The sequence below is a fragment of the Accumulibacter sp. genome, from assembly GCF_032229525.1.
Classification (GTDB): Bacteria; Pseudomonadota; Gammaproteobacteria; order Burkholderiales; family Rhodocyclaceae; genus Accumulibacter.
The window spans coordinates 72,482-97,102 of the sequence record NZ_JAVTWB010000049.1; the positions used below are offsets into that span (position 1 = coordinate 72,482).

Below are 24,621 nucleotides of genomic sequence, written 5' to 3' on the forward strand. Positions count from 1 at the left end.
CAATGGTGATCTGTGCGGGCGTCGGCAACTGGGTCAGGAGCAGCATTTCCTTCCAGTTGTCGCAAAAGACCGAGTCTGGTGCCTGGCTGCACTGAACCGAGTCGGTTCCCTTGCTACCGGTGATCGCGATCGCCTGCAGATGGCTCTGGAACGCCGTACTGTCGAGCAGATTGGCGATGGCGCCGGCGAAATCGCTGCGCTTGATCAACGGGTTGAAGATATCCTCGACGGTGACCAGCAGGAAGCGGTCGTTGTAGTAGTCGGTACCAGTCATCACGAAACCCTTGTCGTCGCCCGTCCGGGCGACCCGGTTGTTGGTGCTGAGGATAAAGTAATTCAAGTAGCCGGCAATGTTGTTGTTGCTGTCGAAGGGGTCAAGGTAGTTGCGGGTGTCGTAGTTGCCACCGCATTCGGTGTAGGCGGCATCGGCGAGGGCACGGCTCTGGCTGCCCAAGGCTCGCCCGGGAGCGACGATCAGCGCGGCAAGCTTGCTGGCGATGGCGTTGCCACCGCCATCGAAAACGTTGATCTGGCCCTGGGTATCCCAGTTGAGAATATCGGTCTTGATGACTTTTTGGAAACGGCCTGACACCACGTACCACAGGCATTCCCCGGCTTCATCGCGCAGCACTGCGCTGGACAGCGTCTTCCAGGGAAACTTTCCAACGACCGAGAAATCCTTGCCGTTACCGGTGAAGTTGGTGGATGCGCGCCCCTCGGACAGCGCCCCAGCATTTGCGCCGAGATCGGGCAGACGCAGATAGCCCGCCGCGCTGATCGGTAACTGACTGACCGCATCGCCGATCAGCGTCGCCCTTGCCTCGGCAAGTGCAGCAGCAGCATTCCCCGCGCGCTCCGCCTGCAACCGCGTTGCACTGAGTTGCCCGACGAACAGATACAGGCCCCAAAGGCCTATCAGCATCAGCATCGCGATTAGCGCCAGGCCCGTTTGCCGCCGCTTGCCGCCAGGAGCGTCATTTCGGGTGCGCATTTTCTTCATTGGAGATCGCGATCAGTCGAGGGTGACCGGCATGGCCACGATTTGCCGCATCGGCTACTTCGTTCCTGCTGGCCGGGAGTGAACCCGGACCTGACCGCCGTGTAGCAGGTCGATCGCTTCACCGGTGTTGCGATTGACGGTCTGCCCGACGCTCGCTCTTGCCGCCGGTGAATCACCGCCCTCGACGAGTACCTTGCCCGGATCGCCGCGCCGCGGTGTGATCGCCAGGTCGTTCCACTGTTCGTTTTCATGCTGCGGGTTGCCATTCACCCACGCCGTGCGCCTGCCGCTGCTGCGGGTGACGATGCCGTCGATAGTCAGGACCGGATCGGCGGGCAGTTCCTGCTTGTCGAGGATGTTCATTTCACGCTGGTAGTCGAGTTGCTGTCGGCGCTCAGGGGTGAAGAACAGTCGGCCGAGTGTGTCTTCGGCAGCGGTCGCCGGGCAAGCCGCCATGGCCATCAGCCCAGCGCTCAACGCGACGGCAAGGGTGAGATCGGCTGTGACTGCAACTTGACGCATTGGCTACCCTCTTCCTGTTGCCTATTTCCTGCGCACGTCGTGCAGCGTCAGCCAGTCGATTTCGCAATCGGCCAGTAGGTGAGCCCGCCCACTGCTCCGCTCATCGCCGGTCGCCGGCAGCCGTTCGACCTGACAGCCGTTGACCCGGATCAGCGCTTTAGCCTGTTGGCGCAGGTCGTCGAGCAGCCGGATGAGGTCTTCTTCATGCAAGAGTTTCAAGCGCAGCTTCATGGTACTGGCCGAAAAGCTGTAGTCCCCTTCTTGCGTGCCATCGAGCCGATGCTGGGGCGAGATCTCGTACTGAAGGTCAATCAGACGGTGTCGGTCGCGAATCTCCTTCAGGAGTTCCAGCCAATCCAAACGGTGTTCCTCGCCAATGATGCCACGCTCCTGGAGCTTGTTAAAGACAATCGACTTCGCTTTGACCTCGCTTTCCTCGTCACGTACTCGCTTCAGCTTCCCGTCGACCTCCTGAAATTGCGCCGTAACGGTCATTTTCGTCTTTTGTGCGGCCTCTCTGGTGCTGTGCGAGACATATAGCCCGACCGCCCCGACCACAATCATCAGCACTGCGGCAAAGATGCCGGGCTGAAGCTTGCGAAAATCGTCACGGTCAAGTTTCATGTGCCGATCGTCCTGCTGATCCGCAATTTGAAGGAGCGCGGCAGCTCGTCTTCGAACGCCGTATCGCCACCCTTGAGCGACTTGCCAGACTCGACGTCAAAAGGTTGCTGCAGGACTTCCACTTCCAGTTCGGGGTTGAATTTCAGCTTGTCGACCAAGCGCTTGAAAACGGCCAGCACCTGCCGCGGGTTACTCTCGACACCAAGGCGCAGTGTGCCGCGCACGATGGCCGTCTCGGTGCCCCCCGTCAGCGCATCGTAACTCAAGGCATCCGGGCTGGCGGAAGCCGGCGAGGATCGCACTGCGCTCACCTTCCATTCAATGCCATCAAGCTCCACCGCTGCGGCGCCGTCCAGGGCACGGCTGATTTCGCGGTACAGCGGCGCCGGCGAAATGCTGCTTTTCTCCAGTTCCGCGTAGCGGTCGATTACCCGACGCAGCGTCTCGTTGCTGGTCGGGATAGGGGGAAAGGTGTCGACGATATCGGCATAACGGCGGCGGCCCAGCGCGGTTTCCTCGCCGAGAACAGCGATCTCCTGGTTGATCTGGTGGGCATCGAAAAGTTGCTTTCCCGACAGCAGCAGGCAGCTCAGCATGACGAGAACGCCGACACCCCGGAGTACGGCGCGAACGAGCCAGAGGTGGTAGTCGTGGCGCTGCTCATCGTTGGCAAACTGGGCGGCTGGCCGAGCCGTGGCCAGCAGGTTCAGGAACAGCGGTTCGCAGTGGCTGCTCGCAGGAAGCAGTTTGAGGTGGCACTTGCTGGCGCTATCTTCGATATCGAGCGTGGTGAAGGACAAGGTTTCGCTGTCTACACAGCTGTTCTCGATTGCCTTCCTGGCGTTGGCGTGTGCCAGAAGGTAGGCGGTAAGCGCCTGCTTGCGACCAATGAGACGCTGACTGACCAGATACTGCTGCAGCTTCGACGCCTCGGTTGAAAAGGTCTGCGCGATGCCGCCAATGCTGGTGTTTTGCAGGGGCGTGAGGCGGCTGAAATGCAGTTCGCCATTTTCCAGGTAACTCTGGCGGAGGCTCTGGTCCTGAATAGTCAGCAACAGGCAGGGTTCCTGCGGGACACCGAGCTTCTTGAGTAGCGAAGGGCCGAGCAGGGGTAGCGAGTAAATGCCGGCAAGTGGCACCTCTTTGCTGGCCATGATGCCGAGCCACGGAGCGAATACCTCGTGATTGGTAAGCGCGGCGAGCAGAATGCGTTCGTCCCTGCGCCGCGACTTCTGGTGGCCCAGCGATAGCGATGTGGTCAGTCGGGCGTTGAAGAAAAGTTGCCCGAGCTTGCGAGCGACGATCGACCTGCGATCCTCGCCGCGCAGAAACGGGATGGTTTCTATGTGGAAGCCTTCTTCCGCGACGTTGGCCAAGATCACGAAGATGCTTTTCGCGTTCTCCGCAAGGTAGCCGGAAAACGCACGTAGGCCGTCTTCGCTGGCGTCGAACGACCCCTCGTTGGCCAGCACGCCAGATTGCCATTGGAATACCGATACCTGATGGCCGCTGAGGTAGATGAGACGACGGGCGGCCATGGTGCTAGACCTTGATCTTGCTGATCACGTCGTACACCGGCCCGAGAACGGAGAGCATGATCCACCCGAGCAGGGCGCCCATCACGACGGTGAGCATCGGTTCGACCAACTGCTGCATTTTCTCGACCGATTCCTTGACGTCGCGGTTATAGAAATAGCTGATATTCATCAGTGCCTCGTCAAGCGCGCCGGTGTTTTCGCCGACGCGCAGCATGCGGATTACCAGCGGTGGGAAGAATCCCGTACTGTGGAACGCGGCGGTGACATTCTGCCCCTCGCCGATCAGTTGCTCGACCCTTTCCAGACCCTGGCGGATGACCAGGTTGCCGACGACGTCCTGCGTCGTGCGGATCGACTCGAGAATGGGTATGCCCGACGCGTAGAGCAGGGCGAAGGTGTTGGCAAAGCGCGAGAGCACGACCTTGCGCAGAATGTTACCCAGGACGGGTATGCGCAGCTTGATGCCGTCAAATCGGAAGCGTGCCAGGGGATTGGTGTGCAGCAGGATTCTGAGTCCGATGGCGAGCAGCACCGGCAGCAACAGCAAGACATACCAGTAGGCGACCATCTGGTCGGAAATGAAGAACAGAATGCGCGTCTGCGTCGGTAACTCTTGCCCCATGTTCTTCACGAACGACTTGAGCTGTGGGACCATGTAAACCATCAGGAAGAAGGTTGCAGCAAGGACGATGGTGCCGACGAAGGCGGGATAGGCAATCATCTTCTTGGTCTGCGATGCCAGTTCGTCTTCCCATTTCAGCGATTCGTTCAGGCTGCGCAGGACTTCCGGCAGGCGACCTGTCGTTTCCCCCGCCCGAATCAGGCTGACAAAAACCCCGCTGAACACGCGGCGATGGCTGTCCATGGCCTGCGAGAGCGTCTGGCCGCCCTCGATCGATTCAATCAGGCTGGCCACCACCTCACGGAAGCGCGGGTGTTCGAGACTGTCGCGCAGATCGGTCAACCCTTCGACGACGGGCACGCCGGCGCGCACCAGTTGTTGAAGATGAAAGCAGAAGTGAATCATCTCCCGACGCGGTACGCCACCGCTGGCGAACAGGCTGCGGTTGCTCACCGGTTCCCCGCGCACCAGGTCGAGCTCCATGCGCCGTAGCCGCATCTCGAGGTCAACCAGGTTCAGCGCGTCGATCCTGCCGAGCATCATCCGCCCCTCGGGGCTGACCGCCTTGTAAGTGTATAGCGGCACCGGGAGCCTACATCCGGTCAGTCAGGTCGACGACCCGGCCGATTTCCTCGAGCGAGGTCGAGCCGTCGAGAACGCGCCGCAGTCCGTCGTCGGCGAGAGTGGCGAATCCCTGCCGCCCGGCGAGGGTGCGCATTTCGCGGACGGTGCTGCGACGGGCGATCAGTTCGTCCATGTCCGCGTTGATCCGCAGCAATTCCATGATCGCCAGTCGCCCGCGATAGCCCTGAAATTCGCAGCGCTCGCAGCCTCCCGGCCGGTAGATGACCGGCCTCGGTCCCTCCGCCAGGTTACCCAGCAGGCGCGCCTCGTGCGCTTCGGCCTGGTAAGGTGTCTTGCAGTGGAGGCACAGCCGTCGCACCAGCCGTTGCGCGATGATACCGATGATGTTGCCGGCCATGATGTCGGGCAGGACGCCGATGTCGAGCAGGCGCGGGATGGCACCAATCGCCGAATTGGTATGCAGCGTCGAATACACCTGGTGACCGGTCATCGCTGCACGCAGTGCCATCTCGGCGGTGTCGGCATCGCGCACTTCACCCACCAGGATGATGTCCGGATCCTGGCGCATCATCGAGCGGATGCCGTTGGCGAAATCGAGCTTCACCGATTCGGCGGCCGACGTCTGGCGAACCAGCGTCATCGGGTACTCGACGGGATCCTCGAGCGTCATGATGTTGACGCTCTCGGAATTGATGTGGTTGAGCACCGAATAGAGCGTGGTCGTCTTGCCGCTGCCGGTAGGACCGGTGACGAAAACGATGCCTTCCGGACGCGCGATCATCAGCTTGAGCTGGTCGAGCTGCTTCTCGGCCAGGCCGAGACCTTCCAGCGGCACGATGCCTTTCTGTCGGTCGAGAATGCGCAGGACGATGTTCTCGCCGTGAATGGTCGGTTGTACCGAGACGCGAAAATCGATTTGCCGCCCGCGCATGTTGAGCGAGATGCGACCGTCCTGGGGAGCGCGGGTTTCGGCGATATTCATCGTCGACAGGACCTTGATGCGCACCGCCATTGCCGGCCAATAGGTCTTGTGCAGGGAGCGGATCTGCCGCAGCATGCCGTCGATCCGGTAGCGAATGCGCAGGAAACTCGCTTCCGGCTCGAAGTGAATGTCGGACGAGTCACGCTTGACCGCATCGGTGAGAATCGAGTCAATCAGGCGGACGACCGGCTGGCTGTACTCGTCAGCGGACGATTGCAGGCCGCGAAAGTCGATTTCACCGGTTTCGATTTCGTGCAGGATACCGTCGATTGACAGTTCATGGCCGTAGTACTGGTCGATGGCGCGGTTGATTTCGGTCTCGCCGGCGAGCAGCGTATCGATCTCGATCTCGTCGCTGGCGAGACTGCGGATGCGGTCAAGGGCAACAATGTCGTTGATGTCCGCAATCGCCACCGTCAAACGCAGGTTTTCGGCGTCGTAGTCGAGCGGCAGAACGTGGTGGCGCTTGGCGAGATCGCGCGGGACGTAGTTCAGCGCCGAGGGGTCGATGATGGCGTGGGAGAGATCGACACTCTGCTTGCCCAGGCTTTCGGAAAGCGCGTCGCGCAAGGTCGCTTCGGAGACGAAGCCGAGCGAGACCAGAAGCTTGCCGATCGGCTGGTTCGCCTTCATCTGCTCGAGCAGGGCGATGCGTAGCTGATCCTCGCTGAGGATGCCCTTGCCGATCAGGATCTGGCCAAGCGGTCGCGAATGAGTCTGCGTAATCGGAGCGTTCATATCGACAAGCAACTCAGCGACGGCGGGCGCTGCACGCTGCCGCAGTCACGGTTGCAGTTCAAGGATGCGTTTCCCCGCCGCTTCCTTATTGAAAGCGGCATACGATGTTTCAGCTGCGAGCAAGGCCATCCGGTAGTACTGTGCCGCCAGTTTCTTCTGGCGAAGGTGGTCGAGACTGACGGCAACGTTGAAAATATAGTCGGCGTTGCCCGGTTCCAGGGAGTAGGCCTGAAAATAGGCCTGCTGCCCATCGTTCCAGCGGCCCTGCCCGGCATAGAGATTGCCCAGTGAAAAATACAGTGCCGGCGAGTCCGGCTGGCGGCTGATCAAGGTCTTCAGACGACTCTCCGATTGCTCCGCGCCACTCTGCCCGCGCAGGTTGATCAGCGCCGCCTGGGCAGTAACGTCGGTCGGGTCGGAGTCGAGTACCCGCAGGTAGAAGGCCTGGGCGCGTTCGAGTTGCCCTTGACGGGCAGCGATCGCCGCCAGGCCGAGCAGCGCGTCGGCATTCCTGGAATCACCCTTGAGGACTTGTTCGTAGCCACGGCGCGCGTCATCCAGCCGGTTGGCCTCCCAGGCTTGATAGGCGCGGTCGAGCGTCTGCGCCTGCTTCTGGTGGCTGTTGCCGGGCTGGAAAAGTCGCGTTTCAGCAGGACGCGGGTTGCCGGCTGCCGCGCTGGGCGCGTGCCGTGCGCGTGGCGCCGATTCCTTGACTTTGGGCGCGGGTGACGGCTGGAGAGACTCCTCCGCTGAGGCCGCAGTTGGCGATGGGTGCTGGGCTTCCACCGTCGCCAGGACAGGTGGTTGAGGTGTGCTTGCTGGCAAGGCCGGTGGTGCCTGAATGGCGGGCGGTCGGGCCGCGGTCGTCGGCCTGGCGAGCGATCCGCCGCCGATGCTCTGCAACTGCCACCAGAAGTAGCCACCGATCGCCACCACTGCCACGCCGACGAGCGCGAGGAAGAGCCATAGCGAGGTGCGTGATCGGGCCACGTGCTTGACAGCAAAGACATTCCTGGCGGCAGTCCGTTCGGCTTCCTGGCGCTGATCGGCGTCTGCGGCTTTCGCTGCCAACGTCGGCGCACGCTTGCTTGACGACCGCGCCATCGTTTCCGGGGCCAGGTTCGCCTCGACCGCATCGAGCTCCTCGGCAAGCGACGGGAGCGGATCCTTGTCCTGAGCCAGCGGCGTTTCCAGAGGATCGAGGCGCAACTCGGTCGGTGAAGCGGGGGGGGCGGGTCGGCCAGTCGTGCCGGCCTTCCGTTTGGCTTCCTCTGCTTTTCGCAGGGCATCCATCAGCAGGCTCACTGCAGCGGCTCCGGATGCCGTTCAGGAAGCGAGAACGGCTGGAAGACCTGATCGCTCTTGAAGAAGTTCTTGCCGGGGAGGACGTCCCGGAAACTGCTGTAGTCGCCATCGATCGAGGCATCCTTGATCACCGTCGGGCGCAGGAGAACGACGAGTTCCGATTTCGTTGACGAGTTGCTGCGGGTGTTGAACAACTCGCCAAAAAACGGGACATCGCCCAGACCCGGCACGCGCCCGCTCCGGTTATCCAGGCGGTCTTCCATCAGGCCGCCGAGGACCGCAATGTCGCCGCTTTCGACGCGCATCATGGACTCGATCTCGCGCGTGCGAATCTGTGGCACCAGGTTCTTGATGTTTTGCGCGGCGAGCTCTGGATTGGGGTCCTGCTTCAGCTCGGCAATGCTGGAAATCGACGGGCGGACGTTCAGGGTGATGGTGCCGTTGTCACTGATCTGCGGTGTCAGGCTCATGAAGAAACCGATGGACACCGACCGAGGGGTGGTTGTCGTGGCCACGGTGGCGTTGGTGTTCGGGCCCCCGGGGACAGCACTGGTCTTGACCTCGAAATAGACGAAATCCTCGGACACCTTGAGCGTTGCTGTCTGGTTGTTGAGCACCGATAGCTTCGGGCTAGACAGCACTTTAACGGTACCGAATGCGCGTAGCAGGTCCACGGTGCCTACCAGGCTCAGCGGGTTGAGGGAGCGGTACTTGATGATGAAAGGCGTCACGGCGCTGCCGACGTTGGTCGTCAGTGTCGGTTTGCTGATGCTGTAGTCGGTACCACTGGTCAGGCGATTCCACTCGATGCCTTGCTGATAGCCATCGGACAGGCTGACTTCAATGATCGTCGCCTCGATCAGCACTTGCCGGCGTGCGCCGCCCATGACTCGATCGAGGAACTCCTGAACTTTCTCGTGCTGCCTCGAGGTTGCGCGGACCGCGATCACGCCGGCTTCCGGGTTGGCGATTACCGATGCCGCTTCGCGGAAGGTCATGCGCTTGACCATGGTGGCGCCAGTGTTCTGCAGCGTTGCCGGATTCGGGCTGCCGGCCAAGGTTTGCGCGGCCTGACTCAAGCGCGCCGCGACGCCTGTCGTCGGGGAAGGGGCCCCCGTGCCGGTCGTGCTCTGCGCCGCACTCTGCTCGGTCACCGTCTCGGTCGAACCTTCCGGAAAGATCTTGTCGGTTTCGTGCAGCAGATCCTTGAGATTTTTCTCGAGAGATGCCCAGAAAAGGTTCTTCGACTTGTTCTCGATCTTGATCTCAGAGGTATTGGCGCCGCCGGTACCGCGATCTAGTGCACTCGTCGAGATCTGGGTGTTGGTGGATAGCGTGCTCGTGACATCGCGCGCGATATTCACGTAGTCGACCTTGTAGTTCTTCAGGTATGGCGTGTCGGGCATGACGGCGAGGTTCGGCCCATCGAGTTCGAAGCGCATGTCCACCTGTTTGGAGATGCGGCGGAGCAATTGCGGCAGGGTCTGGTCGATGGCGTTGAGCGTCACTTCACCGACGATTCCCGGATGGATGTCCACGTTGAGCTTGGCGTCCCGGGCAAGGGCGAATAACAGGTCGTGAACCTTGACGTTGTTCACCACGACGCTATACGTTTCGGTCTTGGCGGTCGCTCTCGGGGGCGGCAATGAGACGCTTTGCTGAACCGGCGACGGAATCGTTCCCGGCGTGCTGACCACACTCTCGCGCTGCAGATGCCCGGCACCGGGCCCGTCGCTGAGGGTCGTCGGTGTGCAGGCGCCAAGGAGAAGCGCAAGAAGAAGGGCGCTGAGGATTTTCAGAGGCACGTTCGCGCTTGCTCCGGTGAAAATTCGACTCGATGATAGCACGATAACTCTCGCAGACAAGTGCATGAATTTATTATGTTAGGCTGTGTCTCTGTCCGCAAAAAGGGCTTGCTCAACGCAGTTTGCCGACTGAGCGAACATACGGTTTGCTCGACCCTCTGATCTCGCCAAGTGTGGCCAGGGCCGCATTCGCCTGGTCACGCGAAGGGTAGTCACCGTAAATGACGCCCAGTCGCTCCCTTCCTCGCAAATTCGAACGATAGACGCGAAGTTGCTGCAAATCCAGTGTAGAGGCGTTCCTGGCAAGGAAATCGCCCACCTCTTTCTCGCTGCTGGCGTCGGCTATGAGCAACTGAATGAAGAAATGGCTGTCCGGAGTCTTCTCAAGCCAGGCTTCGGTTGCGGCAGTTCGCTCGGCCAGCGTGAGGACGTTTTCTGTCTCGCCGGCACGGGGTTCTGACGACGGGGCTGTCGGAGCGGCGACAGTCGGCGACGCCTCCGGAGCCAACGCGGGGGGTAGCGCTTCCGGCGCGGGCAAAGCCAGTGCGGTCGCACTCGAAGGCAAAGCGGCGGATGCGTCCGATGCTGCCGGATGTGCCGCTGGCGTTGCTGCTGTCAGCGCTGCGGTGATCGGCTGCGCTGCGGCAATCGGCGTGGCAGCAGGGGTGCTGATTGAATGCTGTTGGCCGGCGAAGTAGGCCACGCTGCTGATCACAAAGACGCCCAGCGTAGCCGCGGCCCATCGCCTCCAGGCGCCGAAATGGTTGCCGATACGCTTGAACTCGGTATCGCGTATGGCCGCCTGCACCTGCCGCCTATCGACGAGGTGAACACCTTCCGAGAAAGCGGCGAGGAGCGCCTTGTCGGCGATGATGTTGATTCGCCGGGTGAGGCCTTCGGACGCCTTGCTGATCAACTGGAGCGCGGCCGTCGAGAAAAGGTCCGGGCCACGGTAGCCGGCAGCGCGTAGACGAAACATCAGATAGACCGAGACGTCGTCGCGGCGCAGCGGTTCGAGCCTGAAGTTGTGCGTGATGCGGTCGTTGAGTTGGCGCATGCTCGTCTGGCCCAGGCGGTCATCCAGTTCAGGTTGACCAAAGAGGACGATCTGGAGAAGTTTGTGCTGGTTCGATTCGAGGTTGGAGAGCAGCCGGATTTCTTCGAGCGCCTCCGGAGGCATGGCATGAGCTTCATCGATCAGGGCGACGACCTGCCGGCCGGCCGCGTAGATTTCCAGCAGACGTTCCTGCAAAGAGCGCAGCAACAGGTGGCTGCGCCCTTCCGTAAGGGGAATCCGGAGTTCCTCGGCGATGGCGAACAGAATCTCGTCACGCGACAGCATCGGGTTTGCCAGATAGATCGTCTCGACGTTGTCCGGCAGTTTCTCGAGCAGCATCCGGCAGAGCATCGTTTTGCCGCTGCCGACCTCGCCGCTGACCTTGACGATTCCTTCGTCATGGGCGATGGCGTAGATCAGCGCTTCGAGCGTGGCACCTCGCTTCGCACCGGCGAAGAAGAACTCGGTATGGGGCGTGATGCGAAAAGGCGGTTGGTGCAGGCCGAAATGCTCCAGATACATCAGGGCTCCCGCGCCGAAGATTCCATGCGATTGTAGAGTGTCGTGCGGTGGATGCCGAGTAGGCGTGCAGCCTGGCTGACATTGCCGTGCGCCAGCTTCAGCGCGGCCTCGATGTAGCCGCGCTCGGTGGCGTCGAGCAGACCATTGAGACTGAAGGGCTCGCGTTGTCGCAGGCGCTGGGTGGCGGTAGCGATAATCGCGTCCCCGGCTGTCTCGTCGATCCCGCTGGTCGCGCTCGCCGCGCTTGTCAGCGGTTCGTCCGGCAGATCAAGCTCGGCTTCCAGGGCGCTGGTATCGACCGTCTGCCCCGAGTGTTTGGTGGCCAGGCGGATGACGATGTTGCGTAACTCACGCACGTTGCCGGGGAACGTGTAATCGAGCCACAGTGCTTTCGCCTCGGCAGAGAGGCTGAACGGTAGTTGCTGCGTCTGCGCTGCGTAGAGTTGCCGGAAGTGCTCGAGAAAGAAAAGCTTGTCGTCACCCATCTCGCGCAAGGGCGGCGCAACGATCGAGCAGACCGACAGGCGATGGTAGAGGTCGGCGCGGAAGTTGCCCGACCGCACCTCCTTGCGCAGATCGCGGTTGGTCGCCGCGATGATGCGCGCCCGGCTGACGCGCTGCTGCGTTTCGCCTACCCGTTGATACTCGCCGTTCTCCAGCACCCGCAGCAGCTTCGCCTGCAGTTCGAGTGCCAGTTCGCCGATTTCGTCCAGGAACAGCGTACCGTCGGCAGCGTCTTCGAAGTAGCCGGCCTTGTTGGTGATGGCGCCGGTAAACGCACCTCTGGCGTAGCCAAACAGCGTTGCTTCGACCAGGTTCGGCGAGATGGCTGCACAGTTGAGCGCCAGAAAGGGCTTGTGGGTGCGCCGGGTATCGTAATGCAGACAACTGGACGCGATGATCTCCTTGCCGCTGCCTGACTCGCCCTCGATCAGGACTGGGAAAGGCAGGTCGGCATACTGACGAAGCTGTACCCGCAACTTCTGCATGGCCGGACTGTTACCGATCAGCGGTGACGGATCCTGGCCATGATGATCCCGTTGCTCGTCCAGCGCGCGAAAGGCCAGCGCGCGCTTGAGAACTTCCTGGAGGTCGCCTGGGTCACACGGTTTGGCCACGAAGTCAGCCGCACCGAGGGTGCGCGCACGGCGTGCATTGCCGTCCTCGCTCTGCCCGGAGAGGACGACGATGCGGATCCCGGGCGCGAACTTGAGCAGGTCCGAGATCAGCGCAAAACCCTCGTCCGGTCGGTGCGGCAAGGGCGGCAGTCCGAGGTCGACCAGTGCCAGTTCGGGTGCTCTGCGCAATTGTCGCAGCAGTTGCAGGCAGTGCGGCCGCGCGTGGCTGGTGACCACCTCGAACAGCGGGCTCATGGAATAGCTCAAGGTGTCGCAGATCAGCGCATCGTCATCAACGATGAGCAAGAGGGGCTTATCGGGCAGTGGGATTTCCGTCATGGAGAGGATGCAAGCGCGCGCCGTCGTTGCAGGATGGGTGACGGGTCATTATTTCACAATTGTATTCGCGCCAAGTAATTGGCACGGAACGCGTGGGAGCGTCCGGTATAATTCACCTTCTTTTTTTCTCAGGACGCCGTAGTGTCTGCCGATAATCTTGTCGAGATCAAGGATCTTGATTTTTCCTACGATGATCGACCGATCCTCAAGGGTATCAGCATGGAGATCCCGCGGGGGAAGGTCGTCGCCATCATGGGCGGGTCAGGTTGCGGCAAGACCACGCTGCTGCGGCTGATCGGCGGACAACTCAAGCCGAGCGGCGGAGATGTCCTGGTCGATGGCCTGTCGGTACCGCGTTTGCGCGCTGACCAACTCTACGCCTTGCGCCGACGCATGGGCATGCTGTTCCAGTTCGGCGCTTTGTTCACCGACATCTCGGTGTTCGACAACGTTGCCTATCAGATGCGGGAACATACCGATCTGCCGGACGAGCTGATCCGCAGCATGGTGTTGATGAAACTCAATGCCGTGGGCCTGCGTGGAGCGCATCAACTGATGCCGGCCGAGCTGTCTGGCGGGATGGCCAGACGGGTCGCTCTGGCGAGGGCCATTTCGCTCGACCCCATGCTGATCATGTATGATGAACCGTTTGCCGGTCTCGATCCGATCTCCCTGGGCGTCATCGGACAACTGATCCGCAAGCTGAATGATGCGCTGGGCGCCACGTCGATCATGGTCACCCACGACATTCAGGAATCCTTGCAGATCGTCGATTACATCTACTTCATGTCCGACGGAAAAGTCGTCGCGCTTGGCACGCCCGACGAGATCAGGGCGTCGCAGCACCCCTTTGTCCACCAGTTCGTTTTCGCTCAAGCTGACGGACCGGTGCCCTTCCACTATCCGGCAACTCCTCTCGCTGAGGAGCTTCTGGGGGAAAAAGCCATATGAGCAGTTCGAGGCAGGGCAGTCGTGGCACGTTGGTGTCGGTAATTTCCGCCCTCGGGCATCGCGTCAACGAGGCGCTGCAGCGGCTGGGTTTTGCGGCACGCTTCTTTGTCATGCTCTTGCTTTACTCCGGGCAGTCGTTCCGGCGTCTGCATCTGACGATTCGCGAGCTCTATTTTTCCGGTTTCCAGTCCTTGCTGATTATCATGGTTTCGGGACTGTTCATCGGCATGGTGCTGGGCATGCAGGGCTACGAGACGCTGCAGCGCTACGGTTCCGCCGAGGCGCTCGGGGTTCTGGTCGCGCTGTCGCTGGTGCGGGAACTGGGCCCGGTGGTCGCAGCCCTACTTTTTGCTTCACGGGCCGGTTCGTCGATCACCGCCGAGATTGGCCTGATGAAAGCGACCGAGCAACTCACCGCGATGGACATGATGGCCGTGAACCCGATTGCCCGTGTGGTGGCGCCGCGCTTCTGGGGCGGCGTCATCTCGATGCCCTTGCTGGCCGCGCTGTTTTCTGCCGCAGGGGTGTTTGGTGGCTACCTGATCGGAGTGGTTTTCATCGGTGTCGATGAAGGCGCGTTCTGGTCACAGATGCAGGCGTCGGTCGATTTTCGCTATGACATCTGGAGTGGCATCATCAAGAGTTTTGTCTTCGGCGTCGCCGTTTCGCTGATTGCCGTGTTCGAGGGTTACGATGCCGTACCGACGGCCGAAGGCGTTTCCAGTTCGATCAAGAGCACCGTCGTTCAGTCCGCGCTGGCAATCCTGGCGCTCGACTTTGTCTTAACCTCTTTCATGTTCCGGGAGGCTGCATGAGTCGCAAGCTGCTCGACCTGTGGGTCGGAATTTTTGTTGCCGTGGGGCTGGCTGGGATCCTGTTCCTGGCGCTGAAGGTCGGCAACCTGTCTGCTGGCAATTTTGCCGAAACGTACATGCTGACGGCCAAGTTTGCTAATATCGGCGGCCTGAAAGTCCGGGCTCCGGTCAAGAGCGCGGGTGTCGTGGTCGGGCGGGTGGTCGACATCCATTTCGACCCGAAAGCGTACGAGGCCGTGGTGACCTTCAGCATCAATGAGCGCTACCGCTTTCCAAAGGATACCTTTGCCTTGATTCTGACCGCCGGCTTGCTGGGCGAACAGTATGTCGGGCTTGATCCGGGCGGCGACGAGAAGATGCTGAATGCCAACGATGTGATCGCCAAGACACAATCGGCGGTGGTGCTGGAGAGCCTGATCAGTCAGTTCATGTTCAACAAAGCCTCTGAAGGTTCAAGCGAACAATAGAAGGAAAGGAAAACAGTGAAACCACACCTTTCAACGCGCCTGACTTCCTGGGCATGTGTCGCCACAGCTCTTGCGGCCAGCGGTTGCGCGACGACAGCGAGCGATCCGAAAGACCCCTTCGAGGGTTTCAACCGAGCGATGTTTTCCGTCAATGAAGGCCTTGACAAGGTGGTCATCAAACCCGTGGCACAGGGCTACGACGCGGTAGCGCCGATGCCTGTACAAGTCGCGGTTGGCAACTTCTTCGGCAACATCTGGGATTCGTGGACCGCGATCAACAACCTGTTGCAGGGCAAGGGTGGCGACGCACTCTCCGATGTCGGTCGGGTATTGATCAACAGCACCATCGGTATCGGTGGTGCCTTCGACGTGGCCAGTGAAGTGGGCTTGACCAAGCATTCGGAAGAGTTCGGCCAGACTCTCGGCAAGTGGGGCGTCCCTGATGGCCCCTACTTCTACTGGCCAATCATCGGGCCGCGTACCACCCGTGACACCTTCGGCTGGATGGTCGACACGACCTACGACCCGGTCTGGCATGTGGACAATGTGCCGTTGCGTAACAGCCTGGTGGCGGTCCGCTACACCGACCTGCGCGCCAGCGCCTTGTCGTCCGACAAGGTGATCGAAGAGGCGGCGTTCGACAAGTACATCTATATCAGGGATGCGTACCTGCAGCATCGCCGCAGCGAGATTTACGACGGTGACCCACCACGCATGCCGCTTGACTATTAGCAGCTTACCCAGGCGGGCGCACGCAATGCGGCGCCAAGCTGAATCCATTCTTGCACGGAAATGTTTATGAGATATCTACTGCCATTGTTGTTCGCTCTGTTCTTGCTGGCTGGCTCCGCCGTTGCGCAGGAGCGTTCGCCTGATGCCCTGGTCCAGCACGTCACCGACGACGTATTGACCATCGTTCGCCAGGACAAAGACATCCAGAGTGGCGACACGACGAAGGCCATCGCGCTGGTCGAGACCAAGGTGCTGCCGTATTTCGATTTTCATCGGATGACCGCGCTGGCCGTCGGACGCAACTGGAACAAGGCGACTCCGGAGCAGAAGAAGCAGCTGTCGGAAGAATTCAAGAAGCTGTTGCTACGCACCTACTCCAACGCGCTGACCTCGTACAAGGACCAGACCGTCGCCTACAAGCCAAGCAAGCCGGTGGCGGGTGAGACTGACGTGGTGGTCAAGACTGAAGTCATCCAGCCCGGGAACAAGCCGGTTCAGCTCAATTACGCGTTGGAAAAGCAGGGCAGCGGATGGAAGGTGTACGATGTCATGGTTGCCGGCGTCAGCCTGGTGACCAACTACCGGGGCACCTTCTCGGAAGAAGTCCGTAACAACGGTATCGACGGCCTGATCAAGATGCTGACCGATAGAAACAAGCAACTCGAAGCTGGCAAGAAGTGATCGAGGAAGCGGAAGGCGGGCTGCGGGTCACGGCGCCGATGGTTATTGCCAACGCCCGCGCCCTGCTTGAAGCCGGCCATCGCCTCCTGCGTTCGGGCCAGCAGTCGGGCGAGACGCTACTCGACCTCGCGGGCGTCGACGAAGTTGATTCGTCGGCCCTGAGCGTTATTTTTGCCTGGCAACAGAGGGGTGGTGAGCGCGGCGTCACTTTGCGCATTGCCAATCCACCGGCAAGCATGATCAGCCTGGCAGCGCTCTACGGCGTATCCGAACTGCTCCCGCTCGCCTGACCGGGCGGCGCAGCGGTGTTTTCAGTGCCGATGCCATGAGCGTCGCTGTTTCCATTGAACAGGTCGAAAAGCGCTTCGGGTCGCTACGAGCGCTAGCTGGCGTTTCGCTGCAGATTGACGAAGGCGAGTTCTTCGGGCTACTTGGCCCCAATGGGGCGGGCAAGACGACCTTGATCTCGTGCCTGGCCGGTCTCCTTCGACCGGACGCCGGAAAACTCACCGTGATGGGCTACGACGTGCTCGGCGACTACCGCAAAGCACGTTGCCGGCTTGGCGTGGTGCCCCAGGAACTGGTGTTCGACCCCTTCTTTTCGGTACGCGAGACCCTGCGTATCCAGTCGGGCTATTTCGGAATCCGCAACAACGATGACTGGATTGACGAGATTCTCGCCAACCTCGATCTGACCGCCAAGGCCGACATCAACATGCGGCGCCTGTCGGGTGGGATGAAGCGACGTGTTCTCGTCGCCCAGGCCCTGGTGCACAAGCCGCCGGTGATCGTCCTCGACGAACCAACCGCCGGGGTCGACGTCGAGTTGCGTCAGGGCCTGTGGCATTTTGTTCGGCGCCTCAATCGGGATGGGCACACAATTGTCTTGACGACGCATTACCTTGAGGAGGCTGAAGCCCTGTGCGGGCGCATCGCGATGCTCAAACAGGGTAGCGTGGTGGCATTGGATTCGACCCGCAACCTGCTGGCGCGCTTCTCTGGCCAGACCCTCAACCTTCGCCTGGCGGGACCGCAGCCTCTACCACTATCATTGCTGGCGCGCGCGATCGAGAGTGACGGGACGTGGAGTTTCCACCTCGCCGGTCTCGATGAATTGGAGCCTCTGCTGGCGGCACTGCGTGAGGCAGGCTGTGCCATCGAGGACTTGCGTCTGACACAACCCGACCTCGAGGATGTCTTTCTCGGCGTGATGCAGAGCGCGGATAGCGCAAGGCAAGCCGCGTCATGATGAATGGCTTCCGGACCCTGCTCTACAAGGAACTGCTACGCTTCTGGAAGGTCAGCTTTCAGACGGTCGGAGCGCCGGTGCTGACCGCGCTGCTTTACCTGATGATTTTCTCGCACGTCCTCGAGGCGCATGTGCGGGTTCACGGCGTCCCCTACGGCGCTTTTCTGATTCCCGGGCTGGTGATGATGTCGGCGCTGCAGAATGCCTTTGCCAATAGTTCGTCGAGCCTGATTCAGGCGAAGGTGACGGGCAGCATTGTATTCGTTCTCCTGCCGCCAATTTCTTACGTCGAATTCTTTCTCGCCTATGTTGTGGCCGCCATGCTGCGTGGCCTGATGGTGGGCGTCGGGGTGCTGCTGGTGACCGCCTGGTTTGCGACGCTCTCTTTTGCCGCGCCGTTGTGGATTCTGATTTTCATTGTGTTCGGTGGCGGGATCATGGGGGCTCTGGGCATGATCGCTGGCATCTGGGCGGACAAATTCGACCAGTTGGCGGGCTTTCAGAACTTCCTGATCATGCCGCTGACCATGCTTTCCGGAGTCTTCTACTCGATTCATTCGCTGCCGGAGTTCTGGCAGCGCGTATCGCGCTTCAATCCCGTGTTCTATATGATTGACGGCTTTCGCTTCGGTTTTTTCGGTGTTTCCGACGTGGCACCGGGAGTCAGTCTGGCGGTCGTCGCCACAAGTTTCCTGCTGGTGTCGGCGGCTACGCTGGCACTCCTCGGCAGCGGTTACAAATTGAGGTCATGAGTCATGATGCACCCTGAACAAGTTCGTAGCATCCTCGCCGACGGAATGTCGTGCGAACATCTGGACGTCGCTGGTGATGGGCAGCATTTCGAGGCCCTGATCGTCAGCGCCGAGTTCGTCGGCAAGAGCCGCGTCCAGCGGCAGCAACGGGTGAACGAAGTGCTGCGTGCGCATTTCGACAGCGGTGAACTCCATGCCCTGTCGATGAAGACCCAGACCCCTGAGGAATGGGCCAAGACCCGTGGATAAGCTGCTGATCCAGGGTGGCACGCGGCTCTCGGGCGAGATAGCGATTTCGGGCGCCAAGAATGCGGCGCTGCCGATTCTCTGTGCCAGCCTGCTATCCTCCGAGCCGCTCCACCTGACCAACGTGCCGCGGCTCAAGGATATCTCGACGATGCTGCGCCTGATCGCGCAGATGGGCGTCGATGTCGCCGACGAGGGTGTCGATGGGCTGGTCCTGAACAGCAAGGGTCTCGACAACCCACTCGCCCCGTACGACATGGTCAAGACCATGCGGGCAGCGATTCTCGTCCTCGGTCCTCTGCTGGCGCGTCATGGTGAGGCGCGGGTGTCGTTGCCGGGTGGCTGCGCGATTGGTGCGCGGCCGGTCGAACAGCACATCAAGGGACTGCAGGCCATGGGCGCCGAGATTCATGTCGAACACGGCTATATCCATGCTCGGGCAGTTGGCAAAGGCGGGCTGAAAGGCGCGCGTATCGTTACCGATATGGTTACCGTGACCGGTACCGAGAACCTGATGATGGCGGCGGTGCTGGCCAGGGGCGAGACGATTGTCGAGAATGCGGCGCGAGAGCCCGAGGTGGTCGATCTGGCCAACTGTCTCGTTTCGATGGGGGCGCAGATCGCTGGCGCGGGGACCGACAGGATTCGTATCCAGGGTGTCGAGCGCCTGCACGGGGCGACGCATGCGATCATGGCCGACCGCATCGAGACGGGTACCTATCTTTGCGCTGCTGCGGCGACCGGGGGCAGCATTCGCCTGACGAACACTTCGGCGGCCTATCTCGACGCGGTGGTCGACAAGTTGTTCGACGCCGGTTGCGAGGTGGTCACCGAGCGTGCGGCGATCACCCTGCAGGCACCGCCGAGACTGAAGGCGGTCAGTATCCGCACCTCCCCCTATCCGGCTTTTCCGACCGACATGCAGGCCCAGTTCATGGCCATCAACTGTGTCGCCGAGGGATCGGCCGTGATTCGCGAGACGATTTTCGAAAATCGTTTCATGCACGCGGTCGAACTGATCCGCCTGGGGGCAGACATCAAGATCGACGCCAGCAACGCCATGGTCACCGGCGTCGAGCATCTCGATGGCGCGACGGTAATGGCGACCGACCTGCGCGCTTCCGCCAGCCTGGTCATCGCCGGCCTGGTGGCGCAGGGCGAGACGCTGATCGAACGCATCTATCACCTCGACCGCGGTTACGAACGAATGGAAGAGAAGCTCGGCCAACTCGGGGCACGCGTCAGCCGGGTCCGCTGAACCAGCGCCGATCGGCCAGCGATCTGCGTCACCCGCCTAGCGGGCTCGGCCGGAATTGTCGCCAGGCCGGTGCGCAAACCTGAGCGCTCGCCAAGCCGCTCGGGTGCTTTGTCACTGCTTGAACGCCAGCGATACCTTGATACCCAGGTCGAAGCAACGTGGGGTGGTGTCGACTACCGGCTTGGGGAGAGCCCCTCGATCACTTGGAGATCGTTGTCCTGTGCGAAGTTAAGGACAAATCGATAGGCCATCGGCTCCACTTCGTACAGGCGGCCGTCCACGAAAACGGCTTTTTCACCTTTGTGGTTCCGTGGCCCGACGTAGGGCGAATACCTCATTCTCTTTTCGGCGCCAAAAGCCGACAGAACCCCGCAGAGTCGCTCGGCCCAGTCGCTGGGGCGGAACTTCTTGCCTGCAGTGGTCAGGCCGATAATGATAAAAGAGGAGTGCGACGAAGTAGTCATATCTCGGTGGTGCCGTAACGGGTTAGTCGCCTAATGTCCGCGGGCAAGGGCCTTGAGCGCCAGCGAACTAAGTCGACAGCGTGATTTTAGCAGAAAGGCCATTGATAGAGCGGGCCCCGTAAATTCGGACAGCTGGACAAGTGATAGCCTCGCCCCGAATCAGGGCCGCGCAAGCGGCCCCTACCAGGAGCAAGAGCATGACGAGAAGGACAACACGGAACCACTCAGCGACATTCAAAGCGCCAGTGGCACTTGCCGCGCTGAAGGGTGACAAGACGCTGGTCGAGTTGGCGCAGCAGTATGACGTTCGCCCCAATCAGATCACCGACCATCCGCAGCCTTGCGCGCTTCATCGAACAGGCGCTGGCGTTCTGTCTTCGCCTCTTCGGTCGCCTTGGTCAACAGGGCTGCGCGCTGCTGGTCGAACTGGTCGTTCTTGTGCAGGAACTCATCGCGCTCATTTTTTGCCTCGGTTTTTTTCGCAGCGGCATCGGCGAGTTTGGCGGCGATCCGCTTCTCGCGGGCATCAATGGCGTGAAGAATCGGCTGGTAAAGAAAGCGCTTCATCAACCACACCAGGATGAGGAAGTTGAGCGCTTGTGCGCCGACGGTGAACCAGTCGTTCAGCAGGGCTTATCTTTCCGCGCGCTGGGCGATGACGTGATTCCAGAACGGGTTGGCGAAAATCAGGATCATCGAGACCACGAAGCGCCAGGGTGTGCGAGATTTCACTGCTGATGTTGAACGGCAGCATGATCATCGTTGGCTCGATGTACGACTTGAAGCAGCCGCCCATGCCCTGGTCTTCGATGCCGAACAGCTGTATCGCCACCAGCACGCACAGGGCCAGCGCCGCCGTGGTCGACAGCGAACCGGTCGGCGGCTCATAGCGGGGAATGACAGTGCACAGCGCAGCGCTGGCGACAAACAGGCACAAGGTGCCGAGAAAGGGGAGAAAGTTCCGCGCATGGGACAGGCCCACATCTTCAATCTGTTGTTCGATGCCGGTGACGACGATTTCAAGCAAATTCTGCCAGCGCTAGCGTTTCGGCGCGGTGTAAAGTTTGCGTGTGATCAGCAGGGAGCCGACGGTCAGCAGCAGCATCAGCCCCCAGGTGAACACGATCGTGCCATTCAGCATTCAGAAAAGGGACGTTGCGATACGTTTAGTCGCGCCCGTTTGCCACATCCTATTTCTTGTCGCCTTTGGCCGCATCCTGGATGGCTTCACCGGCTTTCTCGACCTGCTGTCCCGCCTTCTCGACCACCTTGTCGATTTCCTTTCCTGCGTGCTCCGCCGGGCCTTCGCCTTCGTGCTTCTGGCAAGCGGATAGCGCCAATAGCAGGGCGCTGACGAGCAAAACTGTGCTGATTGATCCACCGTGTTTCATCTCTGATACCTCCTGGTAATTCGATTGTCCCGCTGTCGGAGTGAGCATGATGGTCGCCTTGACTGCGGGATCCGGGTAACGCGCCGGCGTCGGGCACCTGCCAGGGGCAAGGCGCGTCACTTCTTCTTGCCGACGTCGTGGCCGATCACGCCGCCGACAGGGGCGCCGCCGACGGTTCCGACGCTGCTGCCGTCGGGAAGAGTGGCTACGCCGAGGGCGTCGGCGCCGGCGTCGATGCTGGTACTTTTGTCCTGCGCCGACATCTCCGCACAAGCACCGAGGCCAAACAGAACAGCTGCGGCGAGCGCGCTGAACGCAAATCTGCGAATCGTTTTCATCGGCTTACCTCTTGGTAAAAGATGGTGTTTCTGGCGCGTCTTGCCTGGTTCGCTACGCCACGCTACGGCTTACGACGTGCCCAACAAGCAGTTGGTTTCGCCACGGCGCAGTCGCTGCACAGTTGCCGGCCCGGATCACTTCAGGCTAGGCAGAACCGCTTTGGCGGTCTGTCTGCCAGCGAACATAGGCGCCCAATTCAGGGGGGGCTGGCTCGTGCAACGCCGCACAGGAAGTGAGGCGATTGGCCAGGCAAGCAATTAGCCAGCGAATTCAGAACGTGCTCGGTACGCTGGCCTGCATGGCAGTTCGGCGGCAGCCATAACCGCTCAGGCGAGTTCGTTGATCGCACTCTGAATGGCGTCGTCCACCAGTTGCCGATCAGCGGGGCCGTCGCCGAGGATGGTTTCCCAGTGCAAGCGCACATAGCTCGAACGGCGGCGGCTCTTCAGCACCAGGGTCTGCTGTCCGCGGGCCTCGCCGACGGCGAAGTCGGTGGCGTAGCCGAGCAGCTCGGGCACGCCGTTGTTCCCCATTCCGGCCTGGACGGCAGCGATGATCGCCGCCACGCGGCGATGAAACTCCAGAGCCACTTGGGTCGTGAATTGCGGGTTGTCCATGTGCGTTCCGGTGACTGTTTGCAATTGAAAACAAGCGGCGGCGGTGGCACGGGTGAGGCCTATCCTCCGCTCCTCGCCATGAGCTTGCAGAGGCTGCGCCGAACGCCCGGGGGCGTCTGTGCGCTGCTGCACATAGCCAATACGGCGGCGTGTATAGTCAACACCCCTCGAATCTTCAATCCCACGGCGTCGGCAACGTCGTCCGACCGCTGCTGATGCCTGGGTGAACCGCCATGCCGCCACTCCCCCGTGTCCCCGCCACGCATGACCCGCGCCAGAACCACCTGCTCGCCGCCCTGCCGGCGGACGAGTTCGCGCGCCTCCTGCCCAGTCTGGAGCTGGTGCCGATGCCGCTCGCCGAGGCGCTCTATGAGTCTGGCATTCAGATGCGCCATGTCTATTTCCCGACCACCTCGATCGTCTCCCTGCTCTATGTCATGGAGGACGGCTCGTCGGCTGAGATCGCCGTCGTCGGCAACGAGGGGGTCGTCGGTGTGTCGCTGTTCATGGGCGGCGAAAGCACGTCGAGCCGAGCGGTGGTGCAAAGCGCCGGACACGCCTATCGCTTGAAGGACCAGCTGCTGAAGGATGAGTTCTATCGCGCCGGCCCGATGCAACGTCTGTTGCTGCGCTACACCCAGGCGCTGCTGACGCAGATGGCGCAGACGGCGGTGTGCAACCGCCATCATTCGCTCGACCAGCAGCTGTGCCGCTGGCTGCTGCTTTCCCTCGACCGCCTGCTCTCGAACGAACTGGTGATGACGCAGGAACTGATCGCCAACATGCTCGGCGTACGCCGCGAGGGTGTTACCGAGGCCGCCGGCAACTTGCAGCGCGCCGGCTTGATCGAGTATCAGCGCGGGCACATCACCGTACTCGACCGGGCGGGTCTGGAGGCGCGCTGCTGCGAGTGTTACGCGGTCGTCAGGAAGGAGTTCGAGCGCCTGCTGCCGGAGGCGATCACCCGCTAAGCCGACGGATCGGCTGCCACCGCAATCGCTCCCGGGGTGTCGCATGCGCCGCGTGGCGGCGCGGTTATGTGCGCTACCGCCCAGACAGTCGCCAGCTTTTCATCCACGCTCTGCGCCATGACCTGTTCACGCGGGCGACGCGATTGGCTCGTGTCCCGTATCCGGCAACGGGATAGCAGCACCACTTCTCCGCTTGCCGGTTTCTTCTTTGCATCCGGAAGGGCGTCGTGCCAATTGCCAAGTCTGCCGCTGGCCCGAATCGGCTGATCGAAGGCCTGCCGCGCAAAGAGCGTCGGCGTCTTCTGGCGGCCTGCGAGTCCGTCGAACTGACGTTTGCCGAGGTCCTGGCCAAACCCGGCGAGCGTATTCAGCACGTCTTCTTTCCCACCACCAGCTACATATCCCTGCTGGCGCCGATCGACGATTGTGCCAGCCTGGAGGTGGGTCTGGTCGGCGACGAAGGCATGCTCGGGATCTCGCTTATCCTCGGGGTCGATGTTTCGCCGCTCAGCGCCCTGGTCCAGGGCGGTGGCCTTGCACTGCGAATGGACGCGGCGCCGTTTCGCCGCGAACTCGAACTCAGTCCGGCGCTGCACAGGCTGCTCAAGCGTTACCTCCACGTGGTGATGGGGCAACTGGCGCAGTCAACCGCGTGCACCCGCTTTCATGTCGTCGAAGAGCGTCTCGCCCGTTGCCTCTTGATGACGCAGGACCGGGCGCACTCGGGCGCATTTCATGGCACACACGAATTCCTGGCCTCCCTGCTGGGCGTGCGTCGGGTAGGTGTGACCAAGGCGGCCACTTCACTGCAAAAGCGCAAGCTGATCAGCTACAGTCGCGGGAATATCACGATTCTCGACCGCGGCGGCCTGGAAGCCGCTTCCTGCGGCTGCTACCAGGCCGACAACGCCACTTACGCCCGAGCGCTGGG

At 61.3% G+C, this 24,621-nt stretch carries 25 protein-coding genes and 4 pseudogenes; 13 read left to right on the forward strand and 16 right to left on the reverse strand.

Annotated elements, in window-relative coordinates:
* From RUW20_RS03440 to RUW20_RS03485, 10 genes and pseudogenes are all read right to left on the reverse strand, one after another.
* Nucleotides 1-922: pseudogene (locus RUW20_RS03440) on the reverse strand (hypothetical protein); the annotation flags it as partial.
* A 132-nt stretch (nucleotides 923-1,054) separates the two neighbouring features.
* Nucleotides 1,055-1,522: a hypothetical protein gene (locus RUW20_RS03445; RefSeq protein WP_313950798.1), complete on the reverse strand. Its 468-nt coding sequence runs from the start codon at nucleotides 1,520-1,522 to the stop codon at nucleotides 1,055-1,057.
* Nucleotides 1,523-1,543: 21 nt separating this feature from the next.
* On the reverse strand, nucleotides 1,544-2,146 hold the full coding sequence (locus RUW20_RS03450; RefSeq protein ID WP_313950799.1) for a hypothetical protein: 603 nt from the start codon (nucleotides 2,144-2,146) through the stop codon (nucleotides 1,544-1,546).
* On the reverse strand, nucleotides 2,143-3,684 hold the full coding sequence (locus RUW20_RS03455; RefSeq protein WP_313950800.1) for a hypothetical protein: 1,542 nt from the start codon (nucleotides 3,682-3,684) through the stop codon (nucleotides 2,143-2,145). Before RUW20_RS03455 ends, RUW20_RS03450 begins: the two co-directional genes overlap by 4 nt.
* A gap of 4 nt (nucleotides 3,685-3,688) precedes the next feature.
* Complete coding sequence (locus tag RUW20_RS03460) at nucleotides 3,689-4,891, reverse strand: type II secretion system F family protein (RefSeq protein WP_313950801.1); 1,203 nt, start codon at nucleotides 4,889-4,891, stop codon at nucleotides 3,689-3,691.
* 7 nt (nucleotides 4,892-4,898) lie between these two features.
* A complete protein-coding gene (locus RUW20_RS03465; RefSeq protein ID WP_313950802.1) occupies nucleotides 4,899-6,611 on the reverse strand; it encodes a GspE/PulE family protein in 1,713 nt (570 codons plus the stop codon).
* 45 nt (nucleotides 6,612-6,656) lie between these two features.
* Complete coding sequence (locus tag RUW20_RS03470; protein ID WP_313950803.1) at nucleotides 6,657-7,916, reverse strand: tetratricopeptide repeat protein; 1,260 nt, start codon at nucleotides 7,914-7,916, stop codon at nucleotides 6,657-6,659.
* Nucleotides 7,913-9,721 (reverse strand): type II and III secretion system protein, encoded by a 1,809-nt coding sequence (locus RUW20_RS03475; protein ID WP_313950804.1) that lies wholly within the window; start codon nucleotides 9,719-9,721, stop codon nucleotides 7,913-7,915. The genes RUW20_RS03470 and RUW20_RS03475 overlap by 4 nt, the downstream gene beginning before the upstream one ends.
* A 112-nt stretch (nucleotides 9,722-9,833) precedes the next feature.
* Nucleotides 9,834-11,300 carry an AAA family ATPase gene (locus tag RUW20_RS03480; RefSeq protein ID WP_313950805.1) on the reverse strand — a complete coding sequence of 489 codons (1,467 nt, stop codon included), beginning with the start codon at nucleotides 11,298-11,300 and terminating at the stop codon, nucleotides 9,834-9,836.
* Nucleotides 11,300-12,757, reverse strand: a complete 1,458-nt coding sequence (locus tag RUW20_RS03485; RefSeq protein ID WP_313950806.1) for a sigma-54 dependent transcriptional regulator — start codon at nucleotides 12,755-12,757, stop codon at nucleotides 11,300-11,302. The genes RUW20_RS03480 and RUW20_RS03485 overlap by 1 nt, the downstream gene beginning before the upstream one ends.
* Nucleotides 12,758-12,898: 141 nt before the next feature.
* Between RUW20_RS03485 and RUW20_RS03490 the strand changes: the two genes are divergently transcribed.
* The 10 genes from RUW20_RS03490 to murA are packed head-to-tail and all read left to right on the forward strand — an operon-like array spanning nucleotide 12,899 to nucleotide 19,908.
* Entirely contained in the window at nucleotides 12,899-13,708 is an 810-nt protein-coding gene (locus RUW20_RS03490) for an ABC transporter ATP-binding protein (protein ID WP_313950807.1), read from the forward strand.
* Nucleotides 13,705-14,523: a lipid asymmetry maintenance ABC transporter permease subunit MlaE gene (mlaE, locus tag RUW20_RS03495; protein ID WP_313950808.1), complete on the forward strand. Its 819-nt coding sequence runs from the start codon at nucleotides 13,705-13,707 to the stop codon at nucleotides 14,521-14,523. The genes RUW20_RS03490 and mlaE overlap by 4 nt, the downstream gene beginning before the upstream one ends.
* Nucleotides 14,520-14,990, forward strand: coding sequence for an outer membrane lipid asymmetry maintenance protein MlaD (mlaD, locus tag RUW20_RS03500; RefSeq protein ID WP_313950809.1), 471 nt, complete (start codon nucleotides 14,520-14,522; stop codon nucleotides 14,988-14,990). The genes mlaE and mlaD overlap by 4 nt, the downstream gene beginning before the upstream one ends.
* A gap of 15 nt (nucleotides 14,991-15,005) precedes the next feature.
* A complete protein-coding gene (locus RUW20_RS03505; protein WP_313950810.1) occupies nucleotides 15,006-15,722 on the forward strand; it encodes a VacJ family lipoprotein in 717 nt (238 codons plus the stop codon).
* 60 nt (nucleotides 15,723-15,782) lie between these two features.
* Nucleotides 15,783-16,403: a phospholipid-binding protein MlaC gene (locus RUW20_RS03510; RefSeq protein WP_409559291.1), complete on the forward strand. Its 621-nt coding sequence runs from the start codon at nucleotides 15,783-15,785 to the stop codon at nucleotides 16,401-16,403.
* Nucleotides 16,400-16,693, forward strand: a complete 294-nt coding sequence (locus tag RUW20_RS03515; RefSeq protein ID WP_313950812.1) for an STAS domain-containing protein — start codon at nucleotides 16,400-16,402, stop codon at nucleotides 16,691-16,693. The genes RUW20_RS03510 and RUW20_RS03515 overlap by 4 nt, the downstream gene beginning before the upstream one ends.
* A gap of 35 nt (nucleotides 16,694-16,728) precedes the next feature.
* Nucleotides 16,729-17,652, forward strand: coding sequence for an ABC transporter ATP-binding protein (locus RUW20_RS03520; RefSeq protein WP_313950813.1), 924 nt, complete (start codon nucleotides 16,729-16,731; stop codon nucleotides 17,650-17,652).
* Nucleotides 17,652-18,404 (forward strand): ABC transporter permease, encoded by a 753-nt coding sequence (locus tag RUW20_RS03525; protein ID WP_313950827.1) that lies wholly within the window; start codon nucleotides 17,652-17,654, stop codon nucleotides 18,402-18,404. The genes RUW20_RS03520 and RUW20_RS03525 overlap by 1 nt, the downstream gene beginning before the upstream one ends.
* Before the next feature lie 6 nt (nucleotides 18,405-18,410).
* Nucleotides 18,411-18,653, forward strand: a complete 243-nt coding sequence (locus RUW20_RS03530) for a BolA family protein (RefSeq protein ID WP_409559292.1) — start codon at nucleotides 18,411-18,413, stop codon at nucleotides 18,651-18,653.
* The gene (gene murA / locus RUW20_RS03535) at nucleotides 18,646-19,908 is read left to right on the forward strand and encodes a UDP-N-acetylglucosamine 1-carboxyvinyltransferase (RefSeq protein ID WP_313950815.1); all 1,263 of its coding nucleotides are present in this window, start codon (nucleotides 18,646-18,648) and stop codon (nucleotides 19,906-19,908) included. Before RUW20_RS03530 ends, murA begins: the two co-directional genes overlap by 8 nt.
* Nucleotides 19,909-20,081: 173 nt before the next feature.
* On the opposite strand, the gene RUW20_RS03540 is transcribed toward murA, so the two are convergent.
* A complete protein-coding gene (locus RUW20_RS03540; RefSeq protein WP_313950816.1) occupies nucleotides 20,082-20,372 on the reverse strand; it encodes a DUF3579 domain-containing protein in 291 nt (96 codons plus the stop codon).
* Nucleotides 20,373-20,569: 197 nt separating this feature from the next.
* Between RUW20_RS03540 and RUW20_RS03545 the strand changes: the two are divergent.
* Nucleotides 20,570-20,698, forward strand: a pseudogene (locus RUW20_RS03545) (IS3 family transposase); the annotation flags it as partial.
* Between the two features lie 4 nt (nucleotides 20,699-20,702).
* On the opposite strand, the pseudogene RUW20_RS03550 reads toward RUW20_RS03545, so the two are convergent.
* From RUW20_RS03550 to RUW20_RS03570, 5 genes and pseudogenes are all read right to left on the reverse strand, one after another.
* Nucleotides 20,703-21,002: pseudogene (locus tag RUW20_RS03550) on the reverse strand (F0F1 ATP synthase subunit B); the annotation flags it as partial.
* Nucleotides 21,003-21,078: 76 nt separating this feature from the next.
* Nucleotides 21,079-21,513: pseudogene (locus RUW20_RS03555) on the reverse strand (F0F1 ATP synthase subunit A); the annotation flags it as partial.
* A gap of 49 nt (nucleotides 21,514-21,562) precedes the next feature.
* Nucleotides 21,563-21,811, reverse strand: a complete 249-nt coding sequence (locus tag RUW20_RS03560; RefSeq protein WP_313950817.1) for a hypothetical protein — start codon at nucleotides 21,809-21,811, stop codon at nucleotides 21,563-21,565.
* 68 nt (nucleotides 21,812-21,879) lie between these two features.
* The gene (locus RUW20_RS03565; RefSeq protein ID WP_313950818.1) at nucleotides 21,880-22,101 is read right to left on the reverse strand and encodes an osmotically-inducible lipoprotein OsmB; all 222 of its coding nucleotides are present in this window, start codon (nucleotides 22,099-22,101) and stop codon (nucleotides 21,880-21,882) included.
* Nucleotides 22,102-22,428: 327 nt separating this feature from the next.
* Nucleotides 22,429-22,719 carry a hypothetical protein gene (locus tag RUW20_RS03570; RefSeq protein WP_313950819.1) on the reverse strand — a complete coding sequence of 97 codons (291 nt, stop codon included), beginning with the start codon at nucleotides 22,717-22,719 and terminating at the stop codon, nucleotides 22,429-22,431.
* A gap of 233 nt (nucleotides 22,720-22,952) precedes the next feature.
* On the opposite strand from RUW20_RS03570, the gene RUW20_RS03575 reads away from it, so the two are divergent.
* Entirely contained in the window at nucleotides 22,953-23,690 is a 738-nt protein-coding gene (locus tag RUW20_RS03575) for a Crp/Fnr family transcriptional regulator (protein WP_313950820.1), read from the forward strand.
* A gap of 227 nt (nucleotides 23,691-23,917) precedes the next feature.
* Nucleotides 23,918-24,621 (forward strand): Crp/Fnr family transcriptional regulator (locus tag RUW20_RS03580; protein WP_313950821.1); only part of this gene is annotated, 704 nt, incomplete at its 3' end.

Excerpts from the sequence above, each read along its gene's own strand:
- RUW20_RS03520 (WP_313950813.1), top strand. The coding sequence starts at position 16,729 with ATGAGCGTCGCTGTTTCCATTGAACAGGTCGAAAAGCGCTTCGGGTCG.
- RUW20_RS03525 (WP_313950827.1), top strand. The coding sequence starts at position 17,652 with ATGAATGGCTTCCGGACCCTGCTCTACAAGGAACTGCTACGCTTCTGG.
- RUW20_RS03530 (WP_409559292.1), top strand. The coding sequence starts at position 18,411 with ATGCACCCTGAACAAGTTCGTAGCATCCTCGCCGACGGAATGTCGTGC.
- RUW20_RS03565 (WP_313950818.1), bottom strand. The coding sequence starts at position 22,101 with ATGAAAACGATTCGCAGATTTGCGTTCAGCGCGCTCGCCGCAGCTGTT.
- RUW20_RS03540 (WP_313950816.1), bottom strand. The coding sequence starts at position 20,372 with ATGACTACTTCGTCGCACTCCTCTTTTATCATTATCGGCCTGACCACT.
- RUW20_RS03575 (WP_313950820.1), top strand. The coding sequence starts at position 22,953 with ATGCCGCCACTCCCCCGTGTCCCCGCCACGCATGACCCGCGCCAGAAC.
- RUW20_RS03445 (WP_313950798.1), bottom strand. The coding sequence starts at position 1,522 with ATGCGTCAAGTTGCAGTCACAGCCGATCTCACCCTTGCCGTCGCGTTG.
- RUW20_RS03465 (WP_313950802.1), bottom strand. The coding sequence starts at position 6,611 with ATGAACGCTCCGATTACGCAGACTCATTCGCGACCGCTTGGCCAGATC.
- mlaE (WP_313950808.1), top strand. The coding sequence starts at position 13,705 with ATGAGCAGTTCGAGGCAGGGCAGTCGTGGCACGTTGGTGTCGGTAATT.
- RUW20_RS03480 (WP_313950805.1), bottom strand. The coding sequence starts at position 11,300 with ATGTATCTGGAGCATTTCGGCCTGCACCAACCGCCTTTTCGCATCACG.
- RUW20_RS03485 (WP_313950806.1), bottom strand. The coding sequence starts at position 12,757 with ATGACGGAAATCCCACTGCCCGATAAGCCCCTCTTGCTCATCGTTGAT.
- RUW20_RS03455 (WP_313950800.1), bottom strand. The coding sequence starts at position 3,684 with ATGGCCGCCCGTCGTCTCATCTACCTCAGCGGCCATCAGGTATCGGTA.
- mlaD (WP_313950809.1), top strand. The coding sequence starts at position 14,520 with ATGAGTCGCAAGCTGCTCGACCTGTGGGTCGGAATTTTTGTTGCCGTG.
- RUW20_RS03450 (WP_313950799.1), bottom strand. The coding sequence starts at position 2,146 with ATGAAACTTGACCGTGACGATTTTCGCAAGCTTCAGCCCGGCATCTTT.
- RUW20_RS03510 (WP_409559291.1), top strand. The coding sequence starts at position 15,783 with ATGTTTATGAGATATCTACTGCCATTGTTGTTCGCTCTGTTCTTGCTG.
- RUW20_RS03560 (WP_313950817.1), bottom strand. The coding sequence starts at position 21,811 with ATGCTCACTCCGACAGCGGGACAATCGAATTACCAGGAGGTATCAGAG.
- RUW20_RS03570 (WP_313950819.1), bottom strand. The coding sequence starts at position 22,719 with ATGGACAACCCGCAATTCACGACCCAAGTGGCTCTGGAGTTTCATCGC.